At 32.9% G+C, this 25,024-nt stretch carries 21 protein-coding genes; 10 read left to right on the top strand and 11 right to left on the bottom strand.

Annotated features, from left to right (window positions below; genetic code table 11):
* Window positions 1–63: 63 nt before the first annotated feature.
* The 3 genes from H1220_01295 (at window position 64) to H1220_01285 (ending at window position 2,331) form a co-directional block, all read left to right on the top strand.
* Entirely contained in the window at window positions 64–276 is a 213-nt protein-coding gene (locus H1220_01295; GenBank protein ID QMI86037.1) for a DNA-dependent RNA polymerase auxiliary subunit epsilon family protein, read from the top strand.
* Window positions 277–291: 15 nt separating this feature from the next.
* Window positions 292–1,965 (top strand): ribonuclease J, encoded by a 1,674-nt coding sequence (locus H1220_01290; GenBank protein QMI86036.1) that lies wholly within the window; start codon window positions 292–294, stop codon window positions 1,963–1,965.
* A gap of 63 nt (window positions 1,966–2,028) precedes the next feature.
* Window positions 2,029–2,331 (top strand): winged helix-turn-helix transcriptional regulator, encoded by a 303-nt coding sequence (locus H1220_01285; GenBank protein ID QMI86035.1) that lies wholly within the window; start codon window positions 2,029–2,031, stop codon window positions 2,329–2,331.
* Between the two features lie 112 nt (window positions 2,332–2,443).
* Here the strand turns inward: H1220_01285 and H1220_01280 are convergent, their stop codons facing one another.
* Window positions 2,444–2,980 (bottom strand): hypothetical protein, encoded by a 537-nt coding sequence (locus tag H1220_01280; protein ID QMI86034.1) that lies wholly within the window; start codon window positions 2,978–2,980, stop codon window positions 2,444–2,446.
* 263 nt (window positions 2,981–3,243) lie between these two features.
* On the opposite strand from H1220_01280, the gene H1220_01275 reads away from it, so the two are divergent.
* The 4 genes from H1220_01275 (at window position 3,244) to H1220_01260 (ending at window position 7,625) form a co-directional block, all read left to right on the top strand.
* The gene (locus H1220_01275; protein ID QMI86033.1) at window positions 3,244–4,152 is read left to right on the top strand and encodes a cation transporter; all 909 of its coding nucleotides are present in this window, start codon (window positions 3,244–3,246) and stop codon (window positions 4,150–4,152) included.
* 120 nt (window positions 4,153–4,272) lie between these two features.
* Window positions 4,273–4,962, top strand: coding sequence for a response regulator transcription factor (locus tag H1220_01270; GenBank protein QMI86032.1), 690 nt, complete (start codon window positions 4,273–4,275; stop codon window positions 4,960–4,962).
* Window positions 4,946–6,139 carry a HAMP domain-containing histidine kinase gene (locus H1220_01265; protein ID QMI86031.1) on the top strand — a complete coding sequence of 398 codons (1,194 nt, stop codon included), beginning with the start codon at window positions 4,946–4,948 and terminating at the stop codon, window positions 6,137–6,139. Before H1220_01270 ends, H1220_01265 begins: the two co-directional genes overlap by 17 nt.
* Window positions 6,140–6,320: 181 nt before the next feature.
* Window positions 6,321–7,625 (top strand): ISL3 family transposase, encoded by a 1,305-nt coding sequence (locus H1220_01260; protein QMI86030.1) that lies wholly within the window; start codon window positions 6,321–6,323, stop codon window positions 7,623–7,625.
* Window positions 7,626–7,826: 201 nt separating this feature from the next.
* Here H1220_01260 and H1220_01255 read toward each other — a convergent pair whose 3' ends face one another.
* From H1220_01255 to H1220_01245, 3 genes are all read right to left on the bottom strand, one after another.
* Window positions 7,827–8,573 carry a hypothetical protein gene (locus tag H1220_01255; protein QMI86029.1) on the bottom strand — a complete coding sequence of 249 codons (747 nt, stop codon included), beginning with the start codon at window positions 8,571–8,573 and terminating at the stop codon, window positions 7,827–7,829.
* Window positions 8,574–8,589: 16 nt separating this feature from the next.
* Window positions 8,590–9,060, bottom strand: a complete 471-nt coding sequence (locus H1220_01250; protein ID QMI86028.1) for a hypothetical protein — start codon at window positions 9,058–9,060, stop codon at window positions 8,590–8,592.
* A 311-nt stretch (window positions 9,061–9,371) separates the two neighbouring features.
* Window positions 9,372–9,845 (bottom strand): hypothetical protein, encoded by a 474-nt coding sequence (locus H1220_01245; GenBank protein ID QMI86027.1) that lies wholly within the window; start codon window positions 9,843–9,845, stop codon window positions 9,372–9,374.
* A 225-nt stretch (window positions 9,846–10,070) separates the two neighbouring features.
* Between H1220_01245 and H1220_01240 the strand changes: the two genes are divergently transcribed.
* Together H1220_01240 and H1220_01235 are read left to right on the top strand one after the other, a co-directional pair.
* Window positions 10,071–10,754, top strand: a complete 684-nt coding sequence (locus tag H1220_01240; GenBank protein QMI86026.1) for an ABC transporter ATP-binding protein — start codon at window positions 10,071–10,073, stop codon at window positions 10,752–10,754.
* On the top strand, window positions 10,751–13,219 hold the full coding sequence (locus tag H1220_01235) for an ABC transporter permease (protein QMI86025.1): 2,469 nt from the start codon (window positions 10,751–10,753) through the stop codon (window positions 13,217–13,219). The genes H1220_01240 and H1220_01235 overlap by 4 nt, the downstream gene beginning before the upstream one ends.
* Window positions 13,220–13,342: 123 nt before the next feature.
* Here H1220_01235 and H1220_01230 read toward each other — a convergent pair whose 3' ends face one another.
* The 3 genes from H1220_01230 to H1220_01220 all read right to left on the bottom strand — a co-directional run bounded on the left by H1220_01230 (window position 13,343) and on the right by H1220_01220 (window position 21,000).
* Complete coding sequence (locus H1220_01230; protein ID QMI86024.1) at window positions 13,343–17,371, bottom strand: hypothetical protein; 4,029 nt, start codon at window positions 17,369–17,371, stop codon at window positions 13,343–13,345.
* A 289-nt stretch (window positions 17,372–17,660) separates the two neighbouring features.
* Window positions 17,661–19,088 (bottom strand): 6-phospho-beta-glucosidase, encoded by a 1,428-nt coding sequence (gene ascB, locus H1220_01225; protein QMI86023.1) that lies wholly within the window; start codon window positions 19,086–19,088, stop codon window positions 17,661–17,663.
* 73 nt (window positions 19,089–19,161) lie between these two features.
* On the bottom strand, window positions 19,162–21,000 hold the full coding sequence (locus tag H1220_01220) for a PTS glucose transporter subunit IIA (GenBank protein QMI86022.1): 1,839 nt from the start codon (window positions 20,998–21,000) through the stop codon (window positions 19,162–19,164).
* Between the two features lie 182 nt (window positions 21,001–21,182).
* Here H1220_01220 and H1220_01215 point away from each other — a divergent pair, with 182 nt between their 5' ends.
* Window positions 21,183–22,061 (top strand): MurR/RpiR family transcriptional regulator, encoded by an 879-nt coding sequence (locus tag H1220_01215; protein QMI86021.1) that lies wholly within the window; start codon window positions 21,183–21,185, stop codon window positions 22,059–22,061.
* A gap of 79 nt (window positions 22,062–22,140) precedes the next feature.
* Here the strand turns inward: H1220_01215 and H1220_01210 are convergent, their stop codons facing one another.
* The 4 genes from H1220_01210 to H1220_01195 form a co-directional block, all read right to left on the bottom strand.
* Window positions 22,141–22,761 (bottom strand): recombinase family protein, encoded by a 621-nt coding sequence (locus tag H1220_01210; protein QMI86020.1) that lies wholly within the window; start codon window positions 22,759–22,761, stop codon window positions 22,141–22,143.
* A gap of 368 nt (window positions 22,762–23,129) precedes the next feature.
* The gene (locus H1220_01205) at window positions 23,130–23,438 is read right to left on the bottom strand and encodes an AzlD domain-containing protein (GenBank protein ID QMI86019.1); all 309 of its coding nucleotides are present in this window, start codon (window positions 23,436–23,438) and stop codon (window positions 23,130–23,132) included.
* Window positions 23,435–24,121 (bottom strand): AzlC family ABC transporter permease, encoded by a 687-nt coding sequence (locus H1220_01200; protein ID QMI86018.1) that lies wholly within the window; start codon window positions 24,119–24,121, stop codon window positions 23,435–23,437. The genes H1220_01205 and H1220_01200 overlap by 4 nt, the downstream gene beginning before the upstream one ends.
* A 110-nt stretch (window positions 24,122–24,231) precedes the next feature.
* Complete coding sequence (locus tag H1220_01195) at window positions 24,232–25,023, bottom strand: TIGR00282 family metallophosphoesterase (GenBank protein QMI86017.1); 792 nt, start codon at window positions 25,021–25,023, stop codon at window positions 24,232–24,234.
* Window position 25,024 lies beyond the last annotated feature (1 nt).

The following is a 25,024-nucleotide window of genomic DNA, read 5'->3' as shown; positions in this document are numbered from 1 at the left end:
TAATGTAAAGTGATACGTTTGTATTCAATAACATAAAATATATAAATATTTAAGGAGATTATTATGATTTTTAAAGTAACTTATCAAGAAACAAAAACAGAAGCACCTCGTCGTGAACATACAAAATCATTATACATTGACGCAACTTCAAAAGTAGACGCACGTAAACGTGTTGAAGAAAATACACCATACAATATTGAATTTGTACAAGAATTAGATGAAAAACACTTAGAATACGAGCAAAAAAGCCCCGATTTTGCTTTAGTTGATTTCTAGTGAGTGGTGCTAGAAATGAAAATCAATTTACAAAATAACGAAACAGGTGTTTTCGCTCTTGGAGGGCTTGGAGAAATTGGAAAAAATATGTATGGTGTCCAATTTCAAGATGAAATCATTGTCATCGACTGTGGTGTGAAATTCCCAGAAGAACATCTATTAGGTATTGATTATGTCATTCCAGATTATAGTTATTTAATTCAAAATAAACATAAAGTAAAAGCTCTTGTGATTACACACGGTCACGAAGACCATATTGGTAGTATCCCATTTTTATTAAAAGAATTAAATATTCCAATTTACGCAGGTCCACTTGCTCTAGCTTTAATTCGCAATAAATTAGATGAACATGGTTTACTAAGAAGTGCTATTTTAAATGAAGTAAATGCTAATTCAGTTATTAAATTCAGAAAAACATCTGTTAGTTTCTATTTGACAACACATAGTATTCCAGAAGCCTTTGGTGTCATTATTAAAACACCATCAGGAAACATCGTTTCAACAGGTGACTTTAAATTTGACTTCACACCAGTTGGTGAACCTGCTGATTTACACAAAATGGCACGTATTGGTGACGAAGGTGTCTTGTTAATGTTAGGAGATAGTACTAACTCTGAAATTTCAGGATTTACAAAATCTGAAAAAGAAGTTGGAAATGCCATTCATGACATTATCAAAAAAATAGACGGGCGTATTATTTTTGCGACATTCGCATCAAATATTTCACGTTTGCAACAAGTTGTAGAAGTTGCCATTGAAACAGGTAGAAAAATTGCTGTATTCGGTAGAAGTATGGAAGCAGCTTTTGCCACGGGTCGTGAATTAGGCTACATTAAAGCACCTAAAGAAACCTTTATTGACGGACGAGATATTTCTTTATATCCGTCGGATGAAGTGATTATTTTGTGTACAGGTTCCCAAGGAGAGCCAATGGCTGCTTTAAGTCGTATTGCCAATGGTACACATCGACAAATTTCCATTCAACCAAAGGATACAGTTATTTTCTCAAGTTCGCCTATTCCAGGAAATACAACAAGTGTCAACAAAGTTATTAACTTATTGTATGCTGCTGGGGCAAATGTTATTCATGGAAAACTAAACAATATTCATACATCTGGACATGGTAGTAAACAAGAACAAATGTTAATGTTACGTTTGTTAAAACCAAAATACTTTATGCCCGTACATGGTGAATTTAGAATGCAAAAACTACACGCAGAAACAGCTGCACAAGTAGGCGTTCCACTTGAAAATAGCTTTATTTTAGAAAATGGTGAAATGCTTGCTGTTACAGCAAACTCTGCAAGACGTGCAGGTCGTTTTATTGCCAATGACATTTATGTTGACGGAAATGGTATTGGAGATATTGGGAATGTCGTTATTCGTGATAGACGTACTTTATCAGAAGAAGGATTAGTCATTGTTGTCGCAACCATTGATACAAAAGAACGTTTCTTATTAGCAGGACCTGAAATTTTATCACGTGGCTTTGTCTACATGAGAGAATCTAGCGAGTTGATTAGCGATGCTCAATCTATTTTACGTCAAGCCATTTATGACGTATTAGATAGCAATGAACCTTTAAACGAAAAACAATTACGCGAACTATTCATTGATACATTACAACCTTATTTATACGACCAAACCGAACGCAGACCAATTATTATGCCGGTATTAATTTGCTTATAAAATATGCGTTAAATCAATATCCCGATTGATTTAACGCTTCTTTTAACAAGGAGGTCTATCATAATGGACAATACTGATTTAATTAAACTTTCTAGACTCTTTAAAATAATGGGCGATCCAACTCGATTACGTATTTTATACACATTGAAAGAACAAGAAATGTTCGTAAACGACTTAGCAACAACATTGGATATGTCTATATCTGCTATTTCACATCAATTAAAAACATTAAAAGATGCCAAACTTGTAAAATCCTTAAAACAAGGAAAATTCGTCTTATATTCTTTAGATGACCATCATATCAATGATATATTAGAAGTCTCTTTAAATCATATTCAAGAACATTGTGAACATCATATCGAATAAATTAATCCAACTATAAAAAATTAGGGAACTAACACGTTACCATGTTAGTTCCCTAATTTTTTATAATACATTCTCTTTATATTTAATGTTTGAGTTAGACACTTTTAAGTTCTCATTCTTTATGATAAGTCACACCTGTATCATCTTTAAACGTTGTTGCATCAGTTACATCAAAAATAAAGCAATCAATCACTCCATATTTAGACTCAAATTGTACTTGCCAGTCATTTCCTTGTCCAACAGTTTTCTTCACGATTGGATGATAAAAAACATAGTATAATGAACCATATTTAGCATCATAACCGGGGACGTCTTTATTATATTTTATAAATGTAGGTTTACTTGGCTCATCTATTTTTTGATTTTTGTTTTTCTCAGTAGTCCCTTCAGAAAATTGATTTACTATCGTTGAAAATTGATTTAATTTTTCTAAATTTTTAGAATTTTTGTGATGACTATCATCAAGTGGATATACGGATAATATCATCTTATTATTTTCAAACCAAATATATTCAATACTACTATTTTCTTCTGCCTTATATTTTCCAGTTAATTGAAATCCCTCTGCAAGAGGCTTTATCGTTTGTTGAGTTTGAGACGCACAGCCTGATAAAAGAGCAACTAGCAATAGTAATAATCCTTTTAACATATCATCACATCTTTCTTTATTTATTTTGTCACGCTATTTTAATGTTAATTGTACTCCTATCCTTAGAAAAAGCAAGCGATTTCCTGTTTGCTTTCTTCTTTTTTGCTATAGTTTAAATAAAATATATATAAAATGAATGTTTTTATGTTATAATAATCGTATTCAATACGATTTAATGAAATACCTCTTGACAGTTGAACAATTGCTCAAGTATACTATATGTATCATTTGAACATACACTCAACTGTTACGGAGGTCTTTTTATGTCACATCATCACAACCATAACCATCACAATCACTCTCATGGACACGGACATGGGCATCATCATCACGATTATAGTCATGTCAGTGCAAGTAATTTACGTGTTGCCACATTATTAAATCTCGTCTTTTCTATTTTAGAATTTATCGGTGGCGCATTATTTAATAGTACTGCTATTTTATCTGATGCTGTTCATGATTTAGGGGATGCACTTATTCTTGTTTTTTCACTTATTTTAGAAAAGACAAGCAAAAGACCTGCCAATCAAAAATATTCTTATGGTTATAAACGCTTATCTTTAGTTGGTGCTATTATCAATAGTGTTGTTTTATTATCTGGGACAATTTTTATTTTTACAGAAGCTTTTCAAAAACTATTCAAACCTGAATTTGTGAATTCCGGTGGTATTTTCTTAATGTCTATTTTTGGTATAGCCGCAAACTTTATTGCTGCTATGAAATTAAATGGTGCTAAAAATATTTTAGATAGAAGTGTCTTTGCACATTTATTAGAAGATTTATTAGGTTGGGTAGCTGTTTTTATCACAAGTATTGTCATTTTCTTTACAAATTGGTATATTTTAGATTCTATTCTATCCATTGTTATTGGTTTAATTGTATTAAGAAATGTTATCAGCAATATTATTACAAGTTATCGCATCATTATGCACCGTACACCAAGTTTATCAGCACTAAAAAAAATCAAATCTGATATTCTTGCACTACATGGTATTGAATCTATCCATGATGTTCATTTTTGGACATTGGATAATGAACACCATGTGTTTACAGCCAAAATCCATACACATCAACCTAGTGAAGCATTAAGACATGATATTTCACATATTTTAGAGCATTATCATGTGATCGACTCCACGATTGAATGGATTTCACATCATCATGAACATTAAAAAACTCGAGAATTCGTAAAATAATCCTAGGGCGAACCGATACTCAATATCGGTTCGCCTGTTTTCATTATTCATTTCAATATGTTCCATGCTATAATAAAAATGAAGAGAGGTGACCATATGATTTCTATTTTAATTTTAGAAGACGAGGAAATTATTGCAAATGGGCTTTCATTTGCTTTACAAAGAGCTGGTTATACAACACATATCGCTTCAAACATCAAACAAGCTCAACACATTATAGCGGATACACCTATCCAGTTAGCTTTACTAGATATCATGCTACCAGACGGCAACGGGATTGATTTTGCACAAACACTGCCAAATCATATTAAATTTATTTTTTTATCTGCGATTGATGAGGAAGATACTATTGTCAATAGTTTCCACCTTGGTAGCCAAGACTATATTACTAAACCATTTCGTTTACCAATCGTTCTAGCACGTATTCAAGCTATTATTTCACGCTATCAACTCGAAATGCCTAGCTATATACGTGTACTTCATCATTTACAAGTTGATACACAACATTTAACAGTAACACCGCTAGGAGAAAATGAACCAATTAAATTTTCTAAAAATGAACACAAACTTTTCTTCTACTTTTTTAAACACATTAACCAAGTATTAACACGTGAACAAATTTTAGCGTATATGTGGGATAATGACGGCACATTCGTCAACGATAACACTTTAACTGTTACATTAAAACGACTTCGCCAAAAAATAGAATCGGATACACTCGTGATTGAAACATTACGCGGAATTGGTTATCGTTTGAAAGGAGATATTCATGAAAGTCTATCATAATCACGAAGCACGCAAATGGCTTTATGGATATTTTGTCTTATCTGCTTGCATCTTGTTACTGCTTCTTGGACTAGGTATATATTGGCAACAATTATATCGCACGCAATTACAAACAATTGCCACAGAGATATTTGCGATTAGTCAGACAAATGGCAGTTTCCGAGATTATTTTAATGGTGCTCCATTATCACAAGACGCTTTAAAAGAAGTTTCCAATTTACAAAACCATTTATTTGCACCTAAAAATATGTCCTTTGCACCAGAAACCATTTTTATATATTTATTCATCATTTGGTTTATTTTATCTGCACTTATTTTTGTCTGTATGACATTATATTTAAATAGTCTTTATAAAGAAATTGGTCAGCTAAAAGAATACGTTTCACATTTTGTTAATTCTGAAACAGTATACGATATTCGTTCGAATAAAGAGGGTACTTTATCTGCATTGAAAAATGAACTATATCAAACAGCAACAGCGCTACATTTCCAGTTTAAGACGACAAAAAAACATAAGGACTATTTGTCTAAAAATATTGCGGATATTTCCCACCAGTTGAAAACACCCTTAACATCATTACTAGTTGTCACAGATACGCTACTAGCACTACCCGTTGAAGAACGGAGTGACGAACAACTAGAATTACTCGAACCACAATTAGATCGTATCAATGTACTTATTCAATCATTATTGCTTTTAACAAGATTAGATGCCGGTGTCATCAAACTAAAAAAGGAAACAATAGACACAAAAGAATTCATAAACTCAATTCTTTCCCAACTAGATGTGCTAATTACAAATAAACATCTTGACCTACACGTTTCTTACCCCGACGGTGCAACATTATACGCCGATACATTCTACATTACTGAAGCTGTATCAAATGTGATTAAAAATGCTATTGACTATACACCAATGTACAAACAATTACGCATTTCGATTGAGGACACCGTTTTTTTCTCAACGATTTACATTTTTAACGAAGGAAGCCATATCGATAAAGAAGATTTACCATATATCTTTGAACGATTTTACCGAGGTAAAAAAGCTGTATCTTCGAGTGTCGGCATTGGACTTTCTTTAGCTTATGAAATCATCCAACAACATAATGGAAAACTCAGTGCGGAAAATACAGCTGACGGTGTATTATTTACATGCTCTATCCCAAAACCATAGTCATAAAAAGGCATACAACAAGGACCCAGAAATCGTGAAATGATTTCTGGGTCCTTGTTATTAAAAGGCTGTATAATTTTTAGGGTTGATGGCATAAGCCAGCAACCCTAATTTTATGTAGACAAAAAGGCAATTTTCTCTTAAATTAAAAGTACCACCAAATAATAAGGAGAAATTGCCTATGTCTAATATAACAGAAATCTTACTACAATTAAAGGATAAAAACATCACATTTGATCATGAAAACGTATCAGAGTGTGACATTCGACATAAAAAATCATTAGTCTTATACGGTAAATTAACCTATACACCAGATTGTTGCCCAAATTGTCACACAACCAATGGCATTGTAAAAAATGGGACACGTCAATCACGACTGTCTTTATGCCAAATTTCAGGACTAAACGCCTATTTATCACTCACTAAACAACGTTTTTATTGTAAATCCTGTCAATCATCATTTACAGCTGAAACACCTATTGTGGATAAGCATTGTTTTATCACGAACCGTTTAAAACAAAAGATAATGGACACTTTAACAGAAACCATTTCAGAAACCTACATCGCTAAACAACACAATGTATCTGTACATACGGTCAGACGTATTGTGGATAAGGTCGCCTCTACTTTAAAAGTAAATCACAACACGCAATTACCTCATCATCTATGTTTTGATGAATTCAAGTCAGTAAAATCTTCTGATAGTGCCATGAGTTTTATCTATTGTGATGCACTGACTCATCAACTGATTGACGTTGTACACGACCGTAAATCCAGCACGCTATTAGACTACTTTGCTAGATACGATACCCAGACAAGAAAAGCTGTTAAAACAATTACGATTGATATGTTTCGCCCCTATATTCAGATATCCAAGCAAGTATTTCCTAATGCACATGTCATTATCGACCCTTTTCATATTGTACAAGCATTAAATCGTGAATTAACGAAACATAGAGTGCATGTAATGAAAGCTTTACATCAGAATAATCGCCGTTTATACAACAAAATGAAACGTTATTGGAAGTTGTTTTTAAGTAACACAGATACACTAAGTAGTTATCCTTATCACCGTTTTCCACTGTTTGATTGGATGACGCATACACAAGGGATAGTCGATTATTTATTGGAACAAGTCCCAGAACTAAGAGCCACATACGATGTCGTTCATCAATTAAGAGATGCTTTACATAATAGAGATTTTGACCGATTTGAAGAAATACTCATATGGGCTAAACAGGAAGCTATTTCTCCTGGTTTACGTAGAGTATTAAGAACTTTCAAAGGGTATTTACCCTATATTAAAAACACCTTTATCTACCATCATTTGACTAACGGTGCACTTGAAGGTATCAATCATAAAATTAAAGTACTTAAGAGAAATGCCTATGGTTATCGTAACTTTTCACATTTTAGAAATCGTATTTTATTAATGTGTAAGTTATATGTACCATATACCGTACCATCTACTTCACTAGTTGCTTAATAGTTTAAGTCAAAAGTGATGTACGAATAGCTCCTTCCCCGCACAACGTAGGGGAAGAGACATGTATCGTGTACATTTTGGTGAGCCGTACATCACTTTGTGACTTAAAATAAAAAGATAGTGACGTAACATTTGTGACATCACTACCTTTTATGAGTCATCAACCCTATTTGACATAGAGCCTATTAAAAAACTAGTCTACTAATAAATGTTAAAGACTTTTTCATACCTCGTACAACCATAACATAAAAATTTTTGATGAATAGTATCTCTAAAAATTACTTCTAAAATTTCTTTATGCCTTGGACTATCCACTAAACACTTTGCATAACCTTTAATGACAAGATAAATAGCCTGTACATAAAAATCAAAGTTACCTCTAAACTCATTTTCAAAAGTATCTAAACTCCATTTTATGCTCTCTTGTGTATAGAATGATTTTATCATCTCATCACAAAATTGTTCATAAGTGGGTAAGTGTCCCCCGTCCATTTCGACATATAGACAATCTTCTTTATTCAGTGTTTCTGATAGTTTTTGCCATTCATGTTCATTTAAAAACAACATTTCATTGGTTAATGCCTTATCCACAACATAAACATCTAGTATTTCTTGTTCATCGACATTCGATTGTGTGTCCCACTTATACCAATGTAATAATTCTTCTTTTTCCTCTAAAGACTCTAACGAAAAACAGGCTTGAGAGTCGAATATAACCAAAGAAACTCTATCGGAACTATCTTTTATCATATCCTTCAAACCAAAGGATAATGTATGCCAATCTTTTAAACACGCATCTTTCAAAAGATAACTTTTTTGTATAATATCAAAAAAGGCTTGTTTTGTTTGGATTGTTTTTCCATAAAGAACCGTACAATTATCCAAATGAATATCACGTTTTTTGAATATATTTTCCCATTCTCTTTCAGATAAATAGTAAACTGCCATGTTTTCTCATTTATTTTTAGTCTACACAATACACATTGAACGATCGTTTTTTTCCTTCTACTACAACCTGCTCTACCTCTTCCTCCCAAAATGGTAAAATATATTCTTCAAAAACAAATATAATATATTCCTTCTCTGTCATATGCTCAGGATCCGTTGTTTGCCCTTTTTTTCCTTCATCTTTTAGCATAAATTGACTAAAATTCTTTATCACAAAACAAATAGGTGCTGTCCAATGAAACCATGATAACTCTCGCATTCTATCAAGAAACGCAGGCCAATTCGTACCATTGATACGTTCGGGTTCTGGAAAACGATAGCGGTGTTCATCGGGTAATCGGAATGTTTCTATCATGGCATCAATAAATGCATGCAACGTTTGGATGTCTTTGCCGTCTATTTCAAAATACATTACATTTTCTTTGTTCATATTATTATAAACAAATCCCCATTGTTTTGATGTGACATAATAAATTTTGTTTTTCACTTCTAAATTCTCCTTATTAGTGTTCTCTTAGAACCATTTCATAGTAAAATTGGACTTTAAACCAGAGACAAATCAATTTCATTGTCTCTGGTTTTTCTATCCTATGTTCTTTTTCTTACAAAATTCTTGTCATTTTCTATACTGAACTAGACTTATAATAGAAGCACTTATTCTCTTCTATTTTTGTTGCATTTCTGACTTCGTCACAGTATTTTAAATGATATCTGGGAGAAATATTTCAATACCAAAAGGAGCATCATCTAATCTCTTTTCTTCTCTTAAAAGGTTATTTAATGGGTTATTATTCAAGTTTAGTCTACACAATACACATTGAACACTCTTTTTTCTCCCCCAACAACAATCTGCTCAATTTCTTCTTCCCAGAACGGTAAGATAACTTCTTCAAAATTCCACATAATATATTCCTTATCTCTTATATACTCAGAGTCATTTGCATGTTCTCTATCACTTTTCGTTTCAACCATAAACTTTCTGAAATTCTTTATTACAAAACAAATAGGTGCTGTCCAGTCATCAAACCATAGTAAATCTGTCATTCTATCACGAAACGCAGGCCAATTCGTGCCATTGATACGTTCGGGTTCTGTAAAACGATAGCGATGTTCATCTGGTAATTGAAACGTCTCTATCATAGCATCAATAAATGCATGCACCGTTTGTATCTCTTTCCCGTCTATTTCAAAATACATTACATTTTCTTTGTTCATATTATTATAAACAAATTCCCATTGCTTTGAGGTAACATAATAAATTTTGTTTTTCATTCTTCCTATTACTCCATACTTTATAAAACAAGAAAACGTTACCACTTTTTCCGTGTTTCGTCAATATAAAACGTAGAAATTCTTTTTTAGAAAATGACATTTTGTCACTTTTTTGTCACTTTCATTTTTTATACTAAAGACAGAGAAAAGGAATACGATTAGGAGGAGATATTTCTTTTTATCATCATACATTTATACAATAAAAAATTATTAGGAGGAATAACTATGCCAATTTTAGAAGTAAAAAACTTATCAAAAATTTATGGAAAAGGAGAAAATCAAGTGGTGGCATTAGATAACATCAACTTGAGTATTGAGAAAGGAGAATTTGTTGCGATTGTTGGGTCAAGTGGATCTGGTAAATCAACGCTTTTACATTTATTAGGTGGGGTAGATAAACCAACAAGTGGTAGCGTGATTATCAATAATACGGATATTTATAAATTATCTCCTGATAATTTAGCTATTTTTAGACGCCGCCAAATTGGGCTTGTGTATCAGTTTTATAATTTAATTCCAGTTTTAAACGTTGTGGATAATATTACTTTACCCATTGAATTAGATTCACAAAAAATTCCTCAAGATTATTTAGAAGAAATTTTGAAAACACTAGGACTTTCTAATAGACGTAAACATTTACCGCACCAATTATCTGGTGGGCAACAACAGCGTGTTTCTATTGGACGTTCTCTTATCGCAAAACCTGCTATTTTTTTAGCAGATGAACCAACAGGGAATTTAGACAGTGATAACACCAAAGAAATTTTGTCATTACTACGTTTATCTCATCAAAAATATAATCAAACATTGATTGTCATTACACATGATTTAGACATTGCGCTGCAGGCTGACCGTGTGATTACACTATCTGACGGAAAAATTATCAAAGATGAGGTGATTCGTGTATGAATATTTTAAACAAATTAACATTAGCACAATTAAAAGAAAATAAAAAAAGAACGTTTTTAACAGGTTTGTCCATAACCATTATTATGTCTTTGCTTACCGCTATTGTCGTATTTCTAACGGGGATGCGTGCCATGTTCTACAATCAAACCGTACAAAATAATGGCGATTGGCATTTCCGAACAGTCGTTGATACGAAACAAGATTTAGAACAATTACAATCGGCTAGCTTTGTAAAAGATTTACTTGAATTTCAAGGTGTACCCATTCTTGATGAAGATTCTCCTAACAAAGAATTTTATGGCTATGCTTATAAATTAAATGAAGAAACATACAATAAACAAATTGGTTTCTTTGGAAAACTTTCTTCTGGAACACTACCAACTAAACCTAACGAAATAGCCATTACCAAAACTTCTCAACGTATAGAGGATTCAAACTTTACATCAGATAACCAAACAGGGAAAGGTACTATTGTCTATAAAATTGGCGATAACTATCCATTGTATATTGGGGGTGCATTACAATATTATAAAATAACAGGAATTATTAGTGACTATACTGCAAATAAATGGTTTTTCAGTGAGAACAATCCACTTCCCTCAAAAACGATTGTGTTGGGGCATGCAAATCATTTAGATGCATCGTTTTTTCCAACATTGAAAGCATACAATCATCAAACATTCGAATACAATCAGTCTGTATTAGCAACTTATGGCATCTTTGATAAAGAGAATAGTTTCTACACGGATAGCTTTGACAGCCTAAAAACTATGGCCTATTTTGTTATTGGTATATTGAGTATCATTTCTATTATGATTATTACTTCATCGTTTATGTTATCGTTAAATGAACGTTTAAAACAATTAGGTGCATTGGCAAGTGTTGGAACGACTAGACGACAAATCCGTTATATGTTGTTAATGGAGGGATTTTGGATAGGTAGTATCTCTATTATTTGTGGTATTATTATTGGTATTGTCGGTATTGGTATTTCAATCAATGTGATTAACAATATTTTAATGCGCATTCAAGAAGATGTTATTCAAATTCCAATGATAATTGATGCTCCTCTTCTGGCAGGGATTGCATTATTGGTTGCTTTTATTATTGTTTTGTCAACACTTATTCCTAGCATACGTGCAACAAAACGTACCGCTATTGAAAATATTAAGCAAGTTCCCTTTGTTCGCTATATTAAAATGAAGCAAAAAACGAAAACTGGCAAACGCAGCTTAGCTGCACGTGTATTCAAAACATCGGGACATTTGGCTCACAATTATAAAAAATTTAATAGTTCTCGAACTCGTATGATATTTATCATTTTAACATTGAGTTTAATTTCATTTAATAGTATTACAAACTTAATGATTGAAATGCAACAGGTGGCGACGGGAGCTATTCAAAAAGGTCAGCCTAAAACACTGTTTATGTCTTATGATTTAGTTGTTATGGATGTACAGAATACGGCGGATACAAAATTGTACGAAACAGCAAAAAACTGGACTGACGTTAAAGAAGTTATGTATGAAAAATACATACCCGTCGAAACGAATCTTGATATTTTAAAACAATCTAACCAAACGATACTTAGTCCTGCTCTTGCCACAGTATCCGAAAAAGAAGAAGCCGCTATTTTAAAATTAGCGAATATTTCTAAAGAAGAATTTGAAAAAGAAAACGTCGGTATTTTAGTCACTAAAGAATCTCTAACAGAAAATACATCATTAGTAAATAAAGAAACAGAGTTAGTAACATTTGGTCCTACAGCAATCGACACGAGTAAAATTAATATAACAATTTTAAAAGCGATCGACTTTACAACATTAACTGTCGGTTTATATCCTACTGAAACATTCCTTGTATCTAACAAAAACTATGCACGTATGGCAAATATTTTATACAAAGAAAATCATGTTAACGTTTATACGGGTATTACCACAACAAAAGATGCCGATGAAAAAGTGACAAATTTAATCAAAGATACATTTGATATTGAATTCATTACAAATACATCACAACAAGTACGTTCAATCAATGGATTTTTAAATATTATTCAAATCATCGTCTACGGGTTCCTATCACTCGTTTCTATCTTGTGCTTAACAGCAACTTTTAATAATGTGTCCTCTAATATTCAACTACGTCGTCGAGAGTTTGCGATGCTACGTTCTATCGGTATGACAACAAGCCAAATTAGAACAATGCTATCTATCGAAAACTTACAAGCAGGTATTACATCTATTATTGTTGCGATTTTATGTAGCATAGGGCTACAATATCTATTTTTAAATTCAATTACTGTTGGTTCAATGAAAGTATCTGGAATCATTTTCCACTATCCTCTTTCCCCAACAATCATTAGTAGCATCACTTTACTAACAATTTTAATGTTATTTAACATATTCAGCATTAGACAAGTTACAAAACATTCACTTGTTGAAGATATTGCTAACGAAACGTTATAACATAATTAAAATAAAAAGTGTGAAACGCCTATCTGGTGTTTCACACTTTTTTAGTTCTGTTTTAATAATAGTAAAACTGGCTACCACAATTTGACAAAAAATCTATTTTATTAAATGAATTTATCATGATTTTTGACGATACTGATACACAATACCTGATGTTAAAACTAAACTAAAACCAACTAACATCAATATAGATGACAAAATTGTGTTTGTTCCTGTTTTTGGTAAAACTGGTTTCTCGTTTTCACGAGATGGTGTAGTAGTTGTTGTCGTTGTTTTACTTGAATGTAGTTCTTTTGGTGGTACTGTTGGTGTATGATATGTATTTACAAATACTGGTTCATCTGGTGCTCCATTGTATAAAACAGTTGCTACTAATCTTCCAGCTTCTTCTGTCACTGTAATGGTAATAGCTATTTGTGTCATATCATAAGTAATATTTGCATTATCTCCAATAACTTCATTCATTACAAAATAATATGTACCTACTTTATCAAATGATAATGGTGTAAATGAAATCTTACCATCTTGTTTATTCGATACTTGTTCAATAACTGTATCATTTTGTTTTAAGACAAACATAAAATCTTGCCCATTTAACATTTTATTTTCTAAAACTTTTTTAGCTTTTAGCGTTACATCTACTGGTGTTGCTTTTGGTTCTGTATATGTGTTTGTAAAGACTGGTGTGGCCTCTGCTTCATCATAGGTTACTGTTGCCACTAGTTGATTGTTGTCACCTTTTGTCACCACCACTTTGACTTGTTTTTCTGTTACGTCATAGGTAATATTGGCTTGTTTATCATTTTTCTCTGAAATTGTGTAAGTAAATGTGCCCGCGGCATCAAAATGTTGTGGAGTAAATGTAATCGTGCCATCTGCTTTGTTTGTCGCTGTGGCGATTACTGCATTATCTTTTTTCAACTCAAAGGTAAATTGATTGTCCACCAACACTTTACCTGTTAATTCTTTTTTAGCTTGGAATGTTACATCTACCGGTGTTGCTTTTGGTTCTGTATATGTATTTGTAAAGACTGGTATTGTTTCTGTTTCATCATATGTGACAGTTGCCACTAGTTGATTGTTGTCGCCTTTTGTTACCACGACTTTGACTTGTTTTTCTGTTACGTCATAGGTAATATTGGCTTGTTTATCATTTTTCTCTGAAATTGTGTAAGTAAATGTGCCCGCGGCATCAAAATGTTGTGGAGTAAATGTAATCGTGCCATCTGCTTTGTTTGTCGCTGTGGCGATTACTGCATTATCTTTTTTCAACTCAAAGGTAAATTGATTGTCCACCAACACTTTACCTGTTAATTCTTTTTTAGCTTGGAATGTTACATCTACCGGTGTTGCTTTTGGTTCTGTATATATGTTTGTAAAGACTGGTATTGTTTCTGTTTCATCATATGTGACAGTTGCCACTAGTTGATTGTTGTCGCCTTTTGTTACCACGACTTTGACTTGTTTTTCTGTTACGTCATAGGTAATATTGGCTTGTTTATCATTTTTCTCTGAAATTGTGTAAGTAAATGTGCCCGCGGCATCAAAATGTTGTGGAGTAAATGTAATCGTGCCATCTGCTTTGTTTGTCGCTGTGGCAAGGACTGCATCACCGTTTTTCAATTCAAAGGTAAATTGATTATCCGTTAATGCTTTTCCTGTTAATTCTTTTTTAGCTTTTAGCGTTACATCTACCGGTGTTGCTTTTGGCTCTGTATATGTGTTTGTAAAGACTGGTATTGTTTCTGTTTCATCATATGTGACAGTTGCCACTAGTTGATTGTTGTCGCCTTTTGTCACCACGACTTTGACTTGTTTTTCTGTTGCGTCATAGGTGATATTGGCTTGCTTATCATTTTTCTCTGAAATTGTGTAAATAAATGTTCCTTCTGCATCAAAATGTTGTGGAGTGAATGTAATCGTGCCGTCTGCTTTGTTTGTTGCTGTGGCAACAACTTCATCACCTTGTTTCAATTCAAAAGTAAATTGATTGTCCACCAACACTTTGCCCGTTAATTCTTTTTTAGCTTTTAGCATTACATCTACCGGTGTTGCTTTTGGCTCTGTATATGTGTTTGTAAAGACTGGTATTGTTTCTGTTTCATCATATGTGACAGTTGCCACTAGTTGATTGTTGTCACCTTTTGTTACCACGACTTTGACTTGTTTTTCTGTGATGTCATACGTCACATTGGCTTGTTTATCATCTTTTTCTACGATTGTATAAGTAAATGTTCCTTCTGCATCAAAATGTTGTGTATCGAATGTAATTGTGCCGTCTGCTTTGTTTGTCGCTGTGGCAACAACTTCATCACCGTTTTTCAATTCAAACGTAAATTGATTGTCCACCAATGCTTTTCCTGTTAGTTCTTTTTTAGCTTGGAATGTTACATCTACCGGTGTTGCTTTTGGTTCTGTATATATGTTTGTAAAGACTGGTATTGTTTCTGTTTCATCATATGTGACAGTTGCCACTAGTTGATTGTTGTCACCTTTTGTTACCACGACTTTGACTTGTTTTTCTGTGATGTCATACGTCACATTGGCTTGTTTATCATCTTTTTCTACGATTGTATAAGTAAATGTTCCTTCTGCATCAAAATATTGTGGAGTAAATGTAATCGTGCCGTCTGCTTTGTTTGTCGCTGTGGCAACGACTGCATCACCGTTTTTCAATTCAAAGGTAAATTGATTGTCTGTTAATGCTTTTCCTGTTAGTTCTTTTTTAGCTTTTAGCGTTACATCTACTGGTTTAACAGCATTATCTTTTTTGTTAGAAATATTCAAACGAACAGGTGTTTTATCTATTTTCATTTCCGCACGCTTTGGATTGACATCTAAAATATATCCTGCTTTAGATTTTTTCTCAACGATAGTATATGTTCCTGGAACTAATTCTGGTGTAATCGCAACACCTTTACTATCTGTTGTGATTTCATAAGAAATAGAAGTATCATCTTCTTTTGTAACAACGAATACAACACCTTCTAATAATATTGTTGCATCATCAGCATCATACTTCGTGATTTTAATTTTTCCAGTTAAATCAGATTGTATGGTTGCACCAGCTTTTTGTATAGCAATTTGTTTTTGAGTATGTTGGGTAGCTGTATTATCTTCTCCTATATAAGAGTCAAATGTTTTTTGAGCTTCTCCACCAACTAATAACGATACAGCATTGCTTATTTCTGTTTGATCTCCAGGATTTGTTGTACGATATTCTAAAAGATAGCTATTTGTACCAACAGCATTCCCTAAATTTAATTCAAATGCGGTTCCACTGTCTTTTATGGTTAATAAAGCGATTGTTCCCGCAGGTGCTGCGTCAAACTCCTCTTTATTCATTGTGATTGATATATTTTCTTCAGATGTGACATCTGGTAAAAAAGATTCTTGATTATCAAATATTACTTTTTTTAATACAAATGAATCTTTTAAATAGGTTGTTAATGTATTATCTTCAATATTGATATTGTCTTTTACCGTAACATTTGTATCTCTATAATCATATTTTTGACGATTGATACGTACTTGCCAACCTAGTGTTTCTTCATTGCTATTATAACCAACTTTAAAAATACTTTCTCCAATTATTTTATAAGCATCTAAAGGATTTTCGACATAATTATATACCACCTCGTACGTTGAGCCGTCTGGAAATGTAAACTGATTACTTCCTTCTTGTAAACTCAATGTTGATTCTGCAGAAAATGCTCCTTTTACATTTGCTTCTTGTTCAATATTTTCATTAAAGGTCACTGTAATTTTTCCTGTATCTGAATCAGATACCATTGTCCCTAACTGAATATTCGTTTCTGGATGAATAAGTGGATATGAACCTGAAACTAAGTGAATATACTCAGGTACACTTACTGTAAAATAATCGCCAGATGCAAGTGTAGCACCTAATGAAGATAAATCATACTTACCTGTAAAAAACACTTTCGCATCTAGTGTTTTGGTAGTTCCTGTTTGTGTATTATTTGTTCCAGACAATGGTTTTGAACCAGAGCTGTCTTTTATAATTATATCGCTTAATGTCACTTGATTGGTTAAATCTCTTCCTGTTGCAAAAGCAGAAATACTCGGCATAAAAAGACTCAAAAACAGTATCATCAATGTGATATAATTGATTTGTTTTTTCATTTAATTATGTTCCTCTCATTAGTTAATTCAATAAGTGTACCCACCCCCGTAGGTACGCTTTTCTATTCTACTCTATTATCGTTTTCAATACAATAGCCAAACCAACAAAACCTCTCCTTCACATTAAATGTTATGGCTAAAACATAAGAAATTCCAAATCAAATAGTAAGAATGTATTTAAATCAGTATCTTTCTATTTATTAAAATTTATATCCTTTTTGTCCAATTTCTTTAACGAAAAGCAAAAGACAGTGAATAACTAAGTTTATCCACTGTTCAAATATTTGCTTTATAATACATCTCCGTTTGACGCAATCACTTGCTTGTACCAATCAAATGATTTTTTCGGTGTTCTTTTTAGCGTTCCGTTTCCTGTATTGTCTTTATCTACATAAACAAATCCGTAACGTTTTTTCATTTCTCCAGTTGAAGCGGATACTAAATCAATCCAACCCCATGGCAAATAACCAATTAAATCAACACCGTCTAACTCAACAGCTTTTTTCATTTCTTTGATATGTTCACGTAAATAGTCAATGCGATAATCGTCTTCAATATGTCCATGTTCATCAACTGTGTCATTGGCACCTAACCCATTTTCAACGATGAACAGTGGTTTGTTGTAACGCTCATACAATGCATTCATTGTGATACGCAAACCTACTGGGTCTATTTGCCAGCCCCATTCGCTTCGTTTCAAGTATGGATTAATCAGTGTTGGGAACACATTACCACTTGTTTTTTCTGAATTTTGTTCTAATGTTCCAGTTAAGCGTGACGAATAATAACTAAAACCGATATAGTCAACCGTGTTTTGTTTTAAAATCTCTAAATCATCAGATGCCATTTCCAACACAACACCATCTCGTTCCATTTGTTTTAATGCATAGTTCGGATAAGCCCCTCTTGATTGCACATCAACAAAAAAGAAATTATGTCTATTTTTTTCTGCCGCATCTAACACATCATTTGGATGACTTGTTTGTGCATAATATTGTCCAGCTGCAATCATGCAACCAATTTGCATATTTGGATTTATATCTTTTGCAACTTTTGTGACCAATGCACTTGCAACTAATTCATGATGAGCTGCTTGGTACAAGACCTGATTTTTGTTTTCGCCTGATTCAAAAGATATACCTGCTCCCATGAATGGTAAGTGCAATAACATGTTAATCTCATTAAAAGTCATCCAATATTTTACTTTTTGGCTAAAACGAGTAAACAGTGCTGTTGCATAGCGAACATAAAAATCAATCATTTTTCTGCTCTTCCAAGAACCGTATGTGTCTACTAAATGAAGCGGTACATCAAAATGGCAAATCGTTACAACCGGTTCAATACCATTTTCCAATAAAGTATCAATAATGTCCTCATAGAAAGCTAATCCCTCTTCATTTGGTTGTTCTTCTTCTCCAGTTGGAAAAATTCTTGCCCATGACACAGAAAAACGATATGCCTTAAATCCCATTTCTTTCATTAACTGAATGTCTTCTTTGTAATGTGTATACATATCAATGCCTTCTCTAGCAGGGAAATAGGTATCTTCTGGTACATCTTTATAGGATAGCTCTCCTCTCATCACAGGAAAACGATACTCACCTTGTGGAATGACATCCACACTCGCCAATCCTTTGCCACCTTTATCGTAGCCTCCTTCTACTTGATTGGCTGCCGTTGCACCACCCCATAAAAAATCTTTTCTTAACGCTACCATGATAATCTCCTTTATAAAATGGTTCCCATTTTTGAAATAGTCAAAAATGGGAACACTTATTTAGGGAAATTCCCTATTTATTGATTTTAAATAATTCCTCTCCTGCAAATACAGAAGTGTTCTCTGTTGGCGTAATTGACGTTACAGCTTCTTGATTTGTCACAAGAATAGGTGTTACACGTTCGTATCCTGCTGCATCAACTTTATCAAAATCAACTTCAACAAGTGGTGTACCCACAGCTACTGTTTGGCCTACTTTTGCCAATAGTTTGAAACCTTCACCTTTTAAATTTACTGTATCTAAACCAATGTGAATTAACAATTCAATACCATCAACTGTTTTTAATCCAATCGCATGTTTTGTATCAAAGATTGCAACAATCTCTCCATTAACTGGGGATAAAATTGTTGATTCTTCTGGAATAATCGCAACCCCTTGCCCTAACATACCAGAAGCAAATGTTGCATCACTCACGTCACTTAATGGTATAACTTTTCCTTTTACTGGAGAAACAATACGATCTGTTTGTAAATTTTCGCTTACTTTTTCAACTGATTCTTCTTTATACAAAACATACGTAATGATAAAAGATAATACAACAGATAATACTAAGCCTGCTAAAGCAACGTACAAGTAATACAATGTATTTTCACCGATATAACTTGTAATGGTTAATAAACCTGGTGAACCACCTGAGAAGTTACGTGCGTTCATAATACCTAAGAAGAAACCACCAATACCACCTGAAATCATTGTTGCGATTAAAGCTGCTTTGTTTTGTAATGTCACCCCGTATAAAGCAGGTTCAGTGATACCGAATATAGCTGTAATCCCTGCTGAAGATGCCAATGCTTTTTTGTTTACGTCTTTTGTTTTAAATGCAATCGCTAAAGCTGCCCCACCTTGTGAAACATTTGATGCAAGCATTCCTGGTTGTACGACTGTATCATACCCAATCGTCGCACGATTATTGATACCGATAGACACTAAACCATAGTGCGTTCCTGTCATAACTAAGAATGGAGAGAAAATACCTACAACTGTTGGTACAACCCATGGTCCAAATGTTTCTAAGAATTTAAAGAATGAACCTAACCATTGTCCAACAATCGCACCAATTGGTCCTAAAACTGTAAATGTCACAACAGATGTTACTAATGCTGTAATCAATGGAACAGAGAAAAACTTAATGGCTTTAGGTGAAATTTTATCCGCAAAGCGTTCCACATAACTCATGAATAATACCGATAAAATCACTGGAATAACTGTTGCTGAATAACCTACTGGTGTAATTGGTAAACCAAACAAATGAATACCCGCACCTGATTCTTTTGTTGCTGCTACTAAACCGACAAATGTTGGGTGTAATAAAAATGCCCCCATTAACATCCCTAAATATTGGTTTGTTTTAAATTGTCGAGCTGCTGTTCCACCTAAGAAAATTGGTAAGAAGTAAAATCCTGCATCTCCAATAAAGTTAAGAATTTGATAGTTTTGATCTTTTGTTGTCACTAATTTGAACACAACTAATAAAGATAAAACTGCTTTAATCATACCAGCTGCTGTAATAACTGGTAAAACTGGTGTAAAAATACCAGAAATCGTCGCCATCAATCTAGCACCGATTGTTTGTGGTTGCGTAGTATCCACTTCTTTTTCTTCCTTAAAGCCACCTAACTCAACTAAAGGACGATACACATTCGCAACATCACTACCGATAATAACTTGATATTGTCCACCACTTTGTACGACACCAACTACACCCGGTGTCTGTTTTAGAGCATTTGTATTTGCTTTTTGTTCATCTACTAAAACAAATCTTAAACGTGTTGCACAATGTATAACACTTGACACATTTTCTTTGCCGCCGACTTCTCTCAAAATCGTTTGCGCTAAATCTTTATAATTCATAAAGCACCTCTTTGACAATAATATGTTTGATAAAAAGTTGTTGCTTTCTATCTTTACGAAAGTATGATAACATCAGAGATAAGAAAAAGAAACACAATGAAAGCACTTACGAACACCGTTCTTTTTTCTGCTTGTTTTTTGTGTTTTTATTGCGAACACTGTTCTCAAATTAAGGAGTTATCATGTTAATTAAAGAAAAACTAGAAAACTTAAAATTCACAAATAGTGAACAAATTATTGTAGACTATTTATTAAAAGAACAATTGAATATTCAATACAAATCAACTAGCCAAATTGCCAAAGAAACATATAGCTCAAAATCAACAATTGTGAAAGTGGCTCAAAGACTTCATTTTAATGGGTGGAGTGATTTTAAAGAAGCTTATTTAAATGAATTAAAATACTGGGAAAATCATCATTTTGAAATTGATGCGAACTATCCGTTCACAAAACAAGATAATCTTTTAAAGGTAGCTCAAAAAATTGCTTTATTGGAACAATCAGCCATTGAAGACACTTGTTCATTGCTCGATTATGCCACTTTAAAACAAGCTGTATCTATCATACAAAAGGCAACCTACACACATTTATTCGCACTTTCTAATAATCTATTAATTTCTCAAGAATTTAAATACAACATGGCTCGTATTAAAAAGAGAGTAGATGTTCATACTGTTCAAGGTGAAGCAATGTTTGAAGCTACTCTTGCCAATAAAGAAGAATGTGCAATTATCATTAGTTATTCTGGGGAAACAGAAACTATTGTTAAAATTGCTCAACTATTACATCGGAAACAAGTTCCTATGATTGTCATCACCAATATTGGAGAAAGCAGTATTTCAAAACTAGCACAATGCGTCTTAAAAATGTCTACTAGAGAACGTTTGTATTCTAAAATTGCCACATATGCAAATGATGCTTCTATCACCTATTTACTCGATGTTTTATATTCATGTATTTTCCAATTAGATTATGAGAAAAACAGTGAATTAAGACGAGATACATCCATGATTTTTGAAGCAAGCAGACATACGAATTTCAGTCTTTTAAAAGAAAAATAAACAAATCTCACATATCTTGTACGTTTTGCTTAAAATAAAAGAGGTAAGTGGATACTAATGTACCCATTTACCTCTTTTGCTATCTATATTTATTCAATTCGTGTGCTTCCTCATATTCCTCTTGCAACCAATTATGAAATGTGGTCTTAGATACCCCTAATTGTTTTGCACCTTCTCGAATTGTGATTTCTTTTCTTTTCCACAAAGTATAAAATTCATGGAAATAACTTGGTCTTTTTTTCCTAGGTCTACCAAATTGTATTCCTTTTTTCTTTGCTTCTTCGATACCTTCCATTTGCCTTTGCTTTGTGTTTTCTCGTTCAACTTGAGCCACATAAGACAGTATTTGCAGTGCCAATCCAGAAATAAATTTACCTGTAATATTGTCAATTTCTGAGTTAGTATTCAATAATGGAAAATCTAAAACAGTAATGTCAATTTCTTTTTCCTTAATTAAATAGCGCCACTGCTCAATGATTTCGTCATAATTTCTTCCTAGTCTATCTATTGACTTTATAACTAACTCATCCCCCTTTTGCATTCGTTTTACCATTCTTTTATACATAGGACGTTTAAAATCTTTTCCTGATAGCTTATCAATATAAATATATTTTCTATCTATTTTTTCTTTAAGCATCGCTGTCATTTGTCTATCTATATTTTGTTCTTTTGTGGATACCCGTACATAACCATACTTCATTGTTCTTCCTCCTAATGATAAGTCATGGCTCGTTTCTCCTTACTTCACATAACATTCCAAACAAATGTAGATACTTTATCAAGTATACATTTTACATAATCAGCTTAATAGTTGTTTTTGTAAGATACAGTAAGTATCCTACACTCTTAACTTTAATGATTGATAAGACTATGCTATTTATATCTATTGGTTTTTTATACCAAAAATTATGATTATTCGTTACATACTACCCTTTTCCCCCATTTATTTTTTGTATTTTTTACTCATTATGTGACAAAATGTTGTCTTGTGTTGCTAAGAGTCACTTACCATCATCTCGTCCTATGTTGGTCATTAAAATTAAGCACAAAATAATAAAGAACGCTTATTTAAATAAGCATCATAAATAAAATAGTTGGCACTAATACACTTAATAGTACGTTTCTCTTCCAAAGGTGTACAAGTACAACAACCCCACTCATTATACATACAGTCAACATTGTTTTTGTATCTGTATATAAATAATCTTTGACTGAATACAACACAAGTAGTGTCATGATTGCCTGTGGCAATACATCTTTTAAATATTCTAATAAGCTAGGTACTTTTTTCATTTTTGATAAGACAATAAATGGTATTGCACGAATAAAAAAAGTGACAAAACTAGCTATCATTATCCCCAGTAGTACATATATCATACCATATTTTCTCCTTGTTTTTTATCATAAAAAAGGACGAGTAAAAAAATAATACAGCATAAACTATATATCAAAAAATACTTTGTCCCGAATAGATGTATCATTGCCAGACCTGTTACTCCCCCTATTAAAAAAGGCAATTTAGAAATTGATTGCTTCCACTGCTCAATGACAATCACAATGAATAAAGCCGTCATAGAAAATTCGACACCTTTCATATCAATAGGCAATGTATTCCCCAAAATACATCCTAATATTGTCCCACTAATCCAATAAATATGATTGAATAACGCAATATAAAAGGCAATATCTTGATGCTCATCTGTCAATTTGACACCGAGTAAGACAGAAAATGTTTCATCCGTTAATGAAAAAATCATGTATGGATATTTCCAACCCATTTTTTTGAATAACTCAACAAATCGAATACCGTAAAACAGATGCCTGCCATTGATAACAACAGTCATCAACGCAATGAACCATAATGGTGTTTGTGTTGCTAATAAAGATACTAATGCAAACTGCATAGAGCCTGCATAAATGACAATACTCATCAAAACTGCCCAATACCATTGAAATCCCGATTGTAACATCAACAAAGCAAATGCACTTCCAAGACATAAATACCCTAAGCAAATGGGTAAACTATGAAAAAACGCTTGCTTAAATGGTGTTTCTGTCATGAAATCCTCCTTATCATCCCAAGAAAAAAGAGTAAGAGAGTAATATTAAGAAGTAAAACACTCGTTTAACATTATTCTCTTATCCATAAATTTTAAATGTGTTGTTTCTATTATAATTGTCTATCTGGATTAATCATAATATTTTCAATTTTTTTCGCTTTACCACTCACGTCGTCTAGTTCAATAAAACATGCCGATAAAATTTTTCGACCACTATCAATCACTTCGTGACGAGCTGGTAAATGTGTTTGAAATCGCTCGATAATATTTTCTCTTTTTAATCCTAAAATACCGTCATACGCTCCAGTCATACCCACGTCACTTAAATATGCTGTTCCATTCGGTAAAATACGTGCATCATTCGTTTGAACATGCGTATGTGTCCCAACAACAGCAGAGGCAAGACCGTCCATAAACCACCCCAATGCTTGTTTTTCACTTGTTACTTCTGCATGAAAATCAATAAAAATATGAGGAGTATATTTGCGACATTCTTCCACAATTTCTTTACCAATTTTAAATGGATCTTCTAAAGCGTTCATAAAAACTCTACCTTGAAGATTGATAATAGCCAATTTAAGTTGATTCACGCTAATAATCGTATAGCCTTTACCTGCGACAGCTTTAGGAAAATTAGCCGGCCTTACAAGTTTTGGCGCACGGTCAATAAAATCAAAAATATCTTTATTATCCCATGTGTGATTTCCCATTGTAATCACATCAATACCTGCTTGAAGTAATTGCTTATATATTTTTTCAGTAATACCTTTACCATGAGCTGCATTTTCTGCATTGGCAATGGTTACTTGAGGACGATATTTTTGTTTTAATTTTGGTAATGTTTCTTCAAGCATTTCACGACCAATATTTCCAACTATATCACCTATAAACAAAATTTTCATG

The organism is Carnobacteriaceae bacterium zg-84, from assembly GCA_013874835.1.
Lineage (GTDB): Bacteria > Bacillota > Bacilli > Lactobacillales > Aerococcaceae > WM01.
This window is presented reverse-complemented; position numbering and strand designations above follow the sequence as displayed.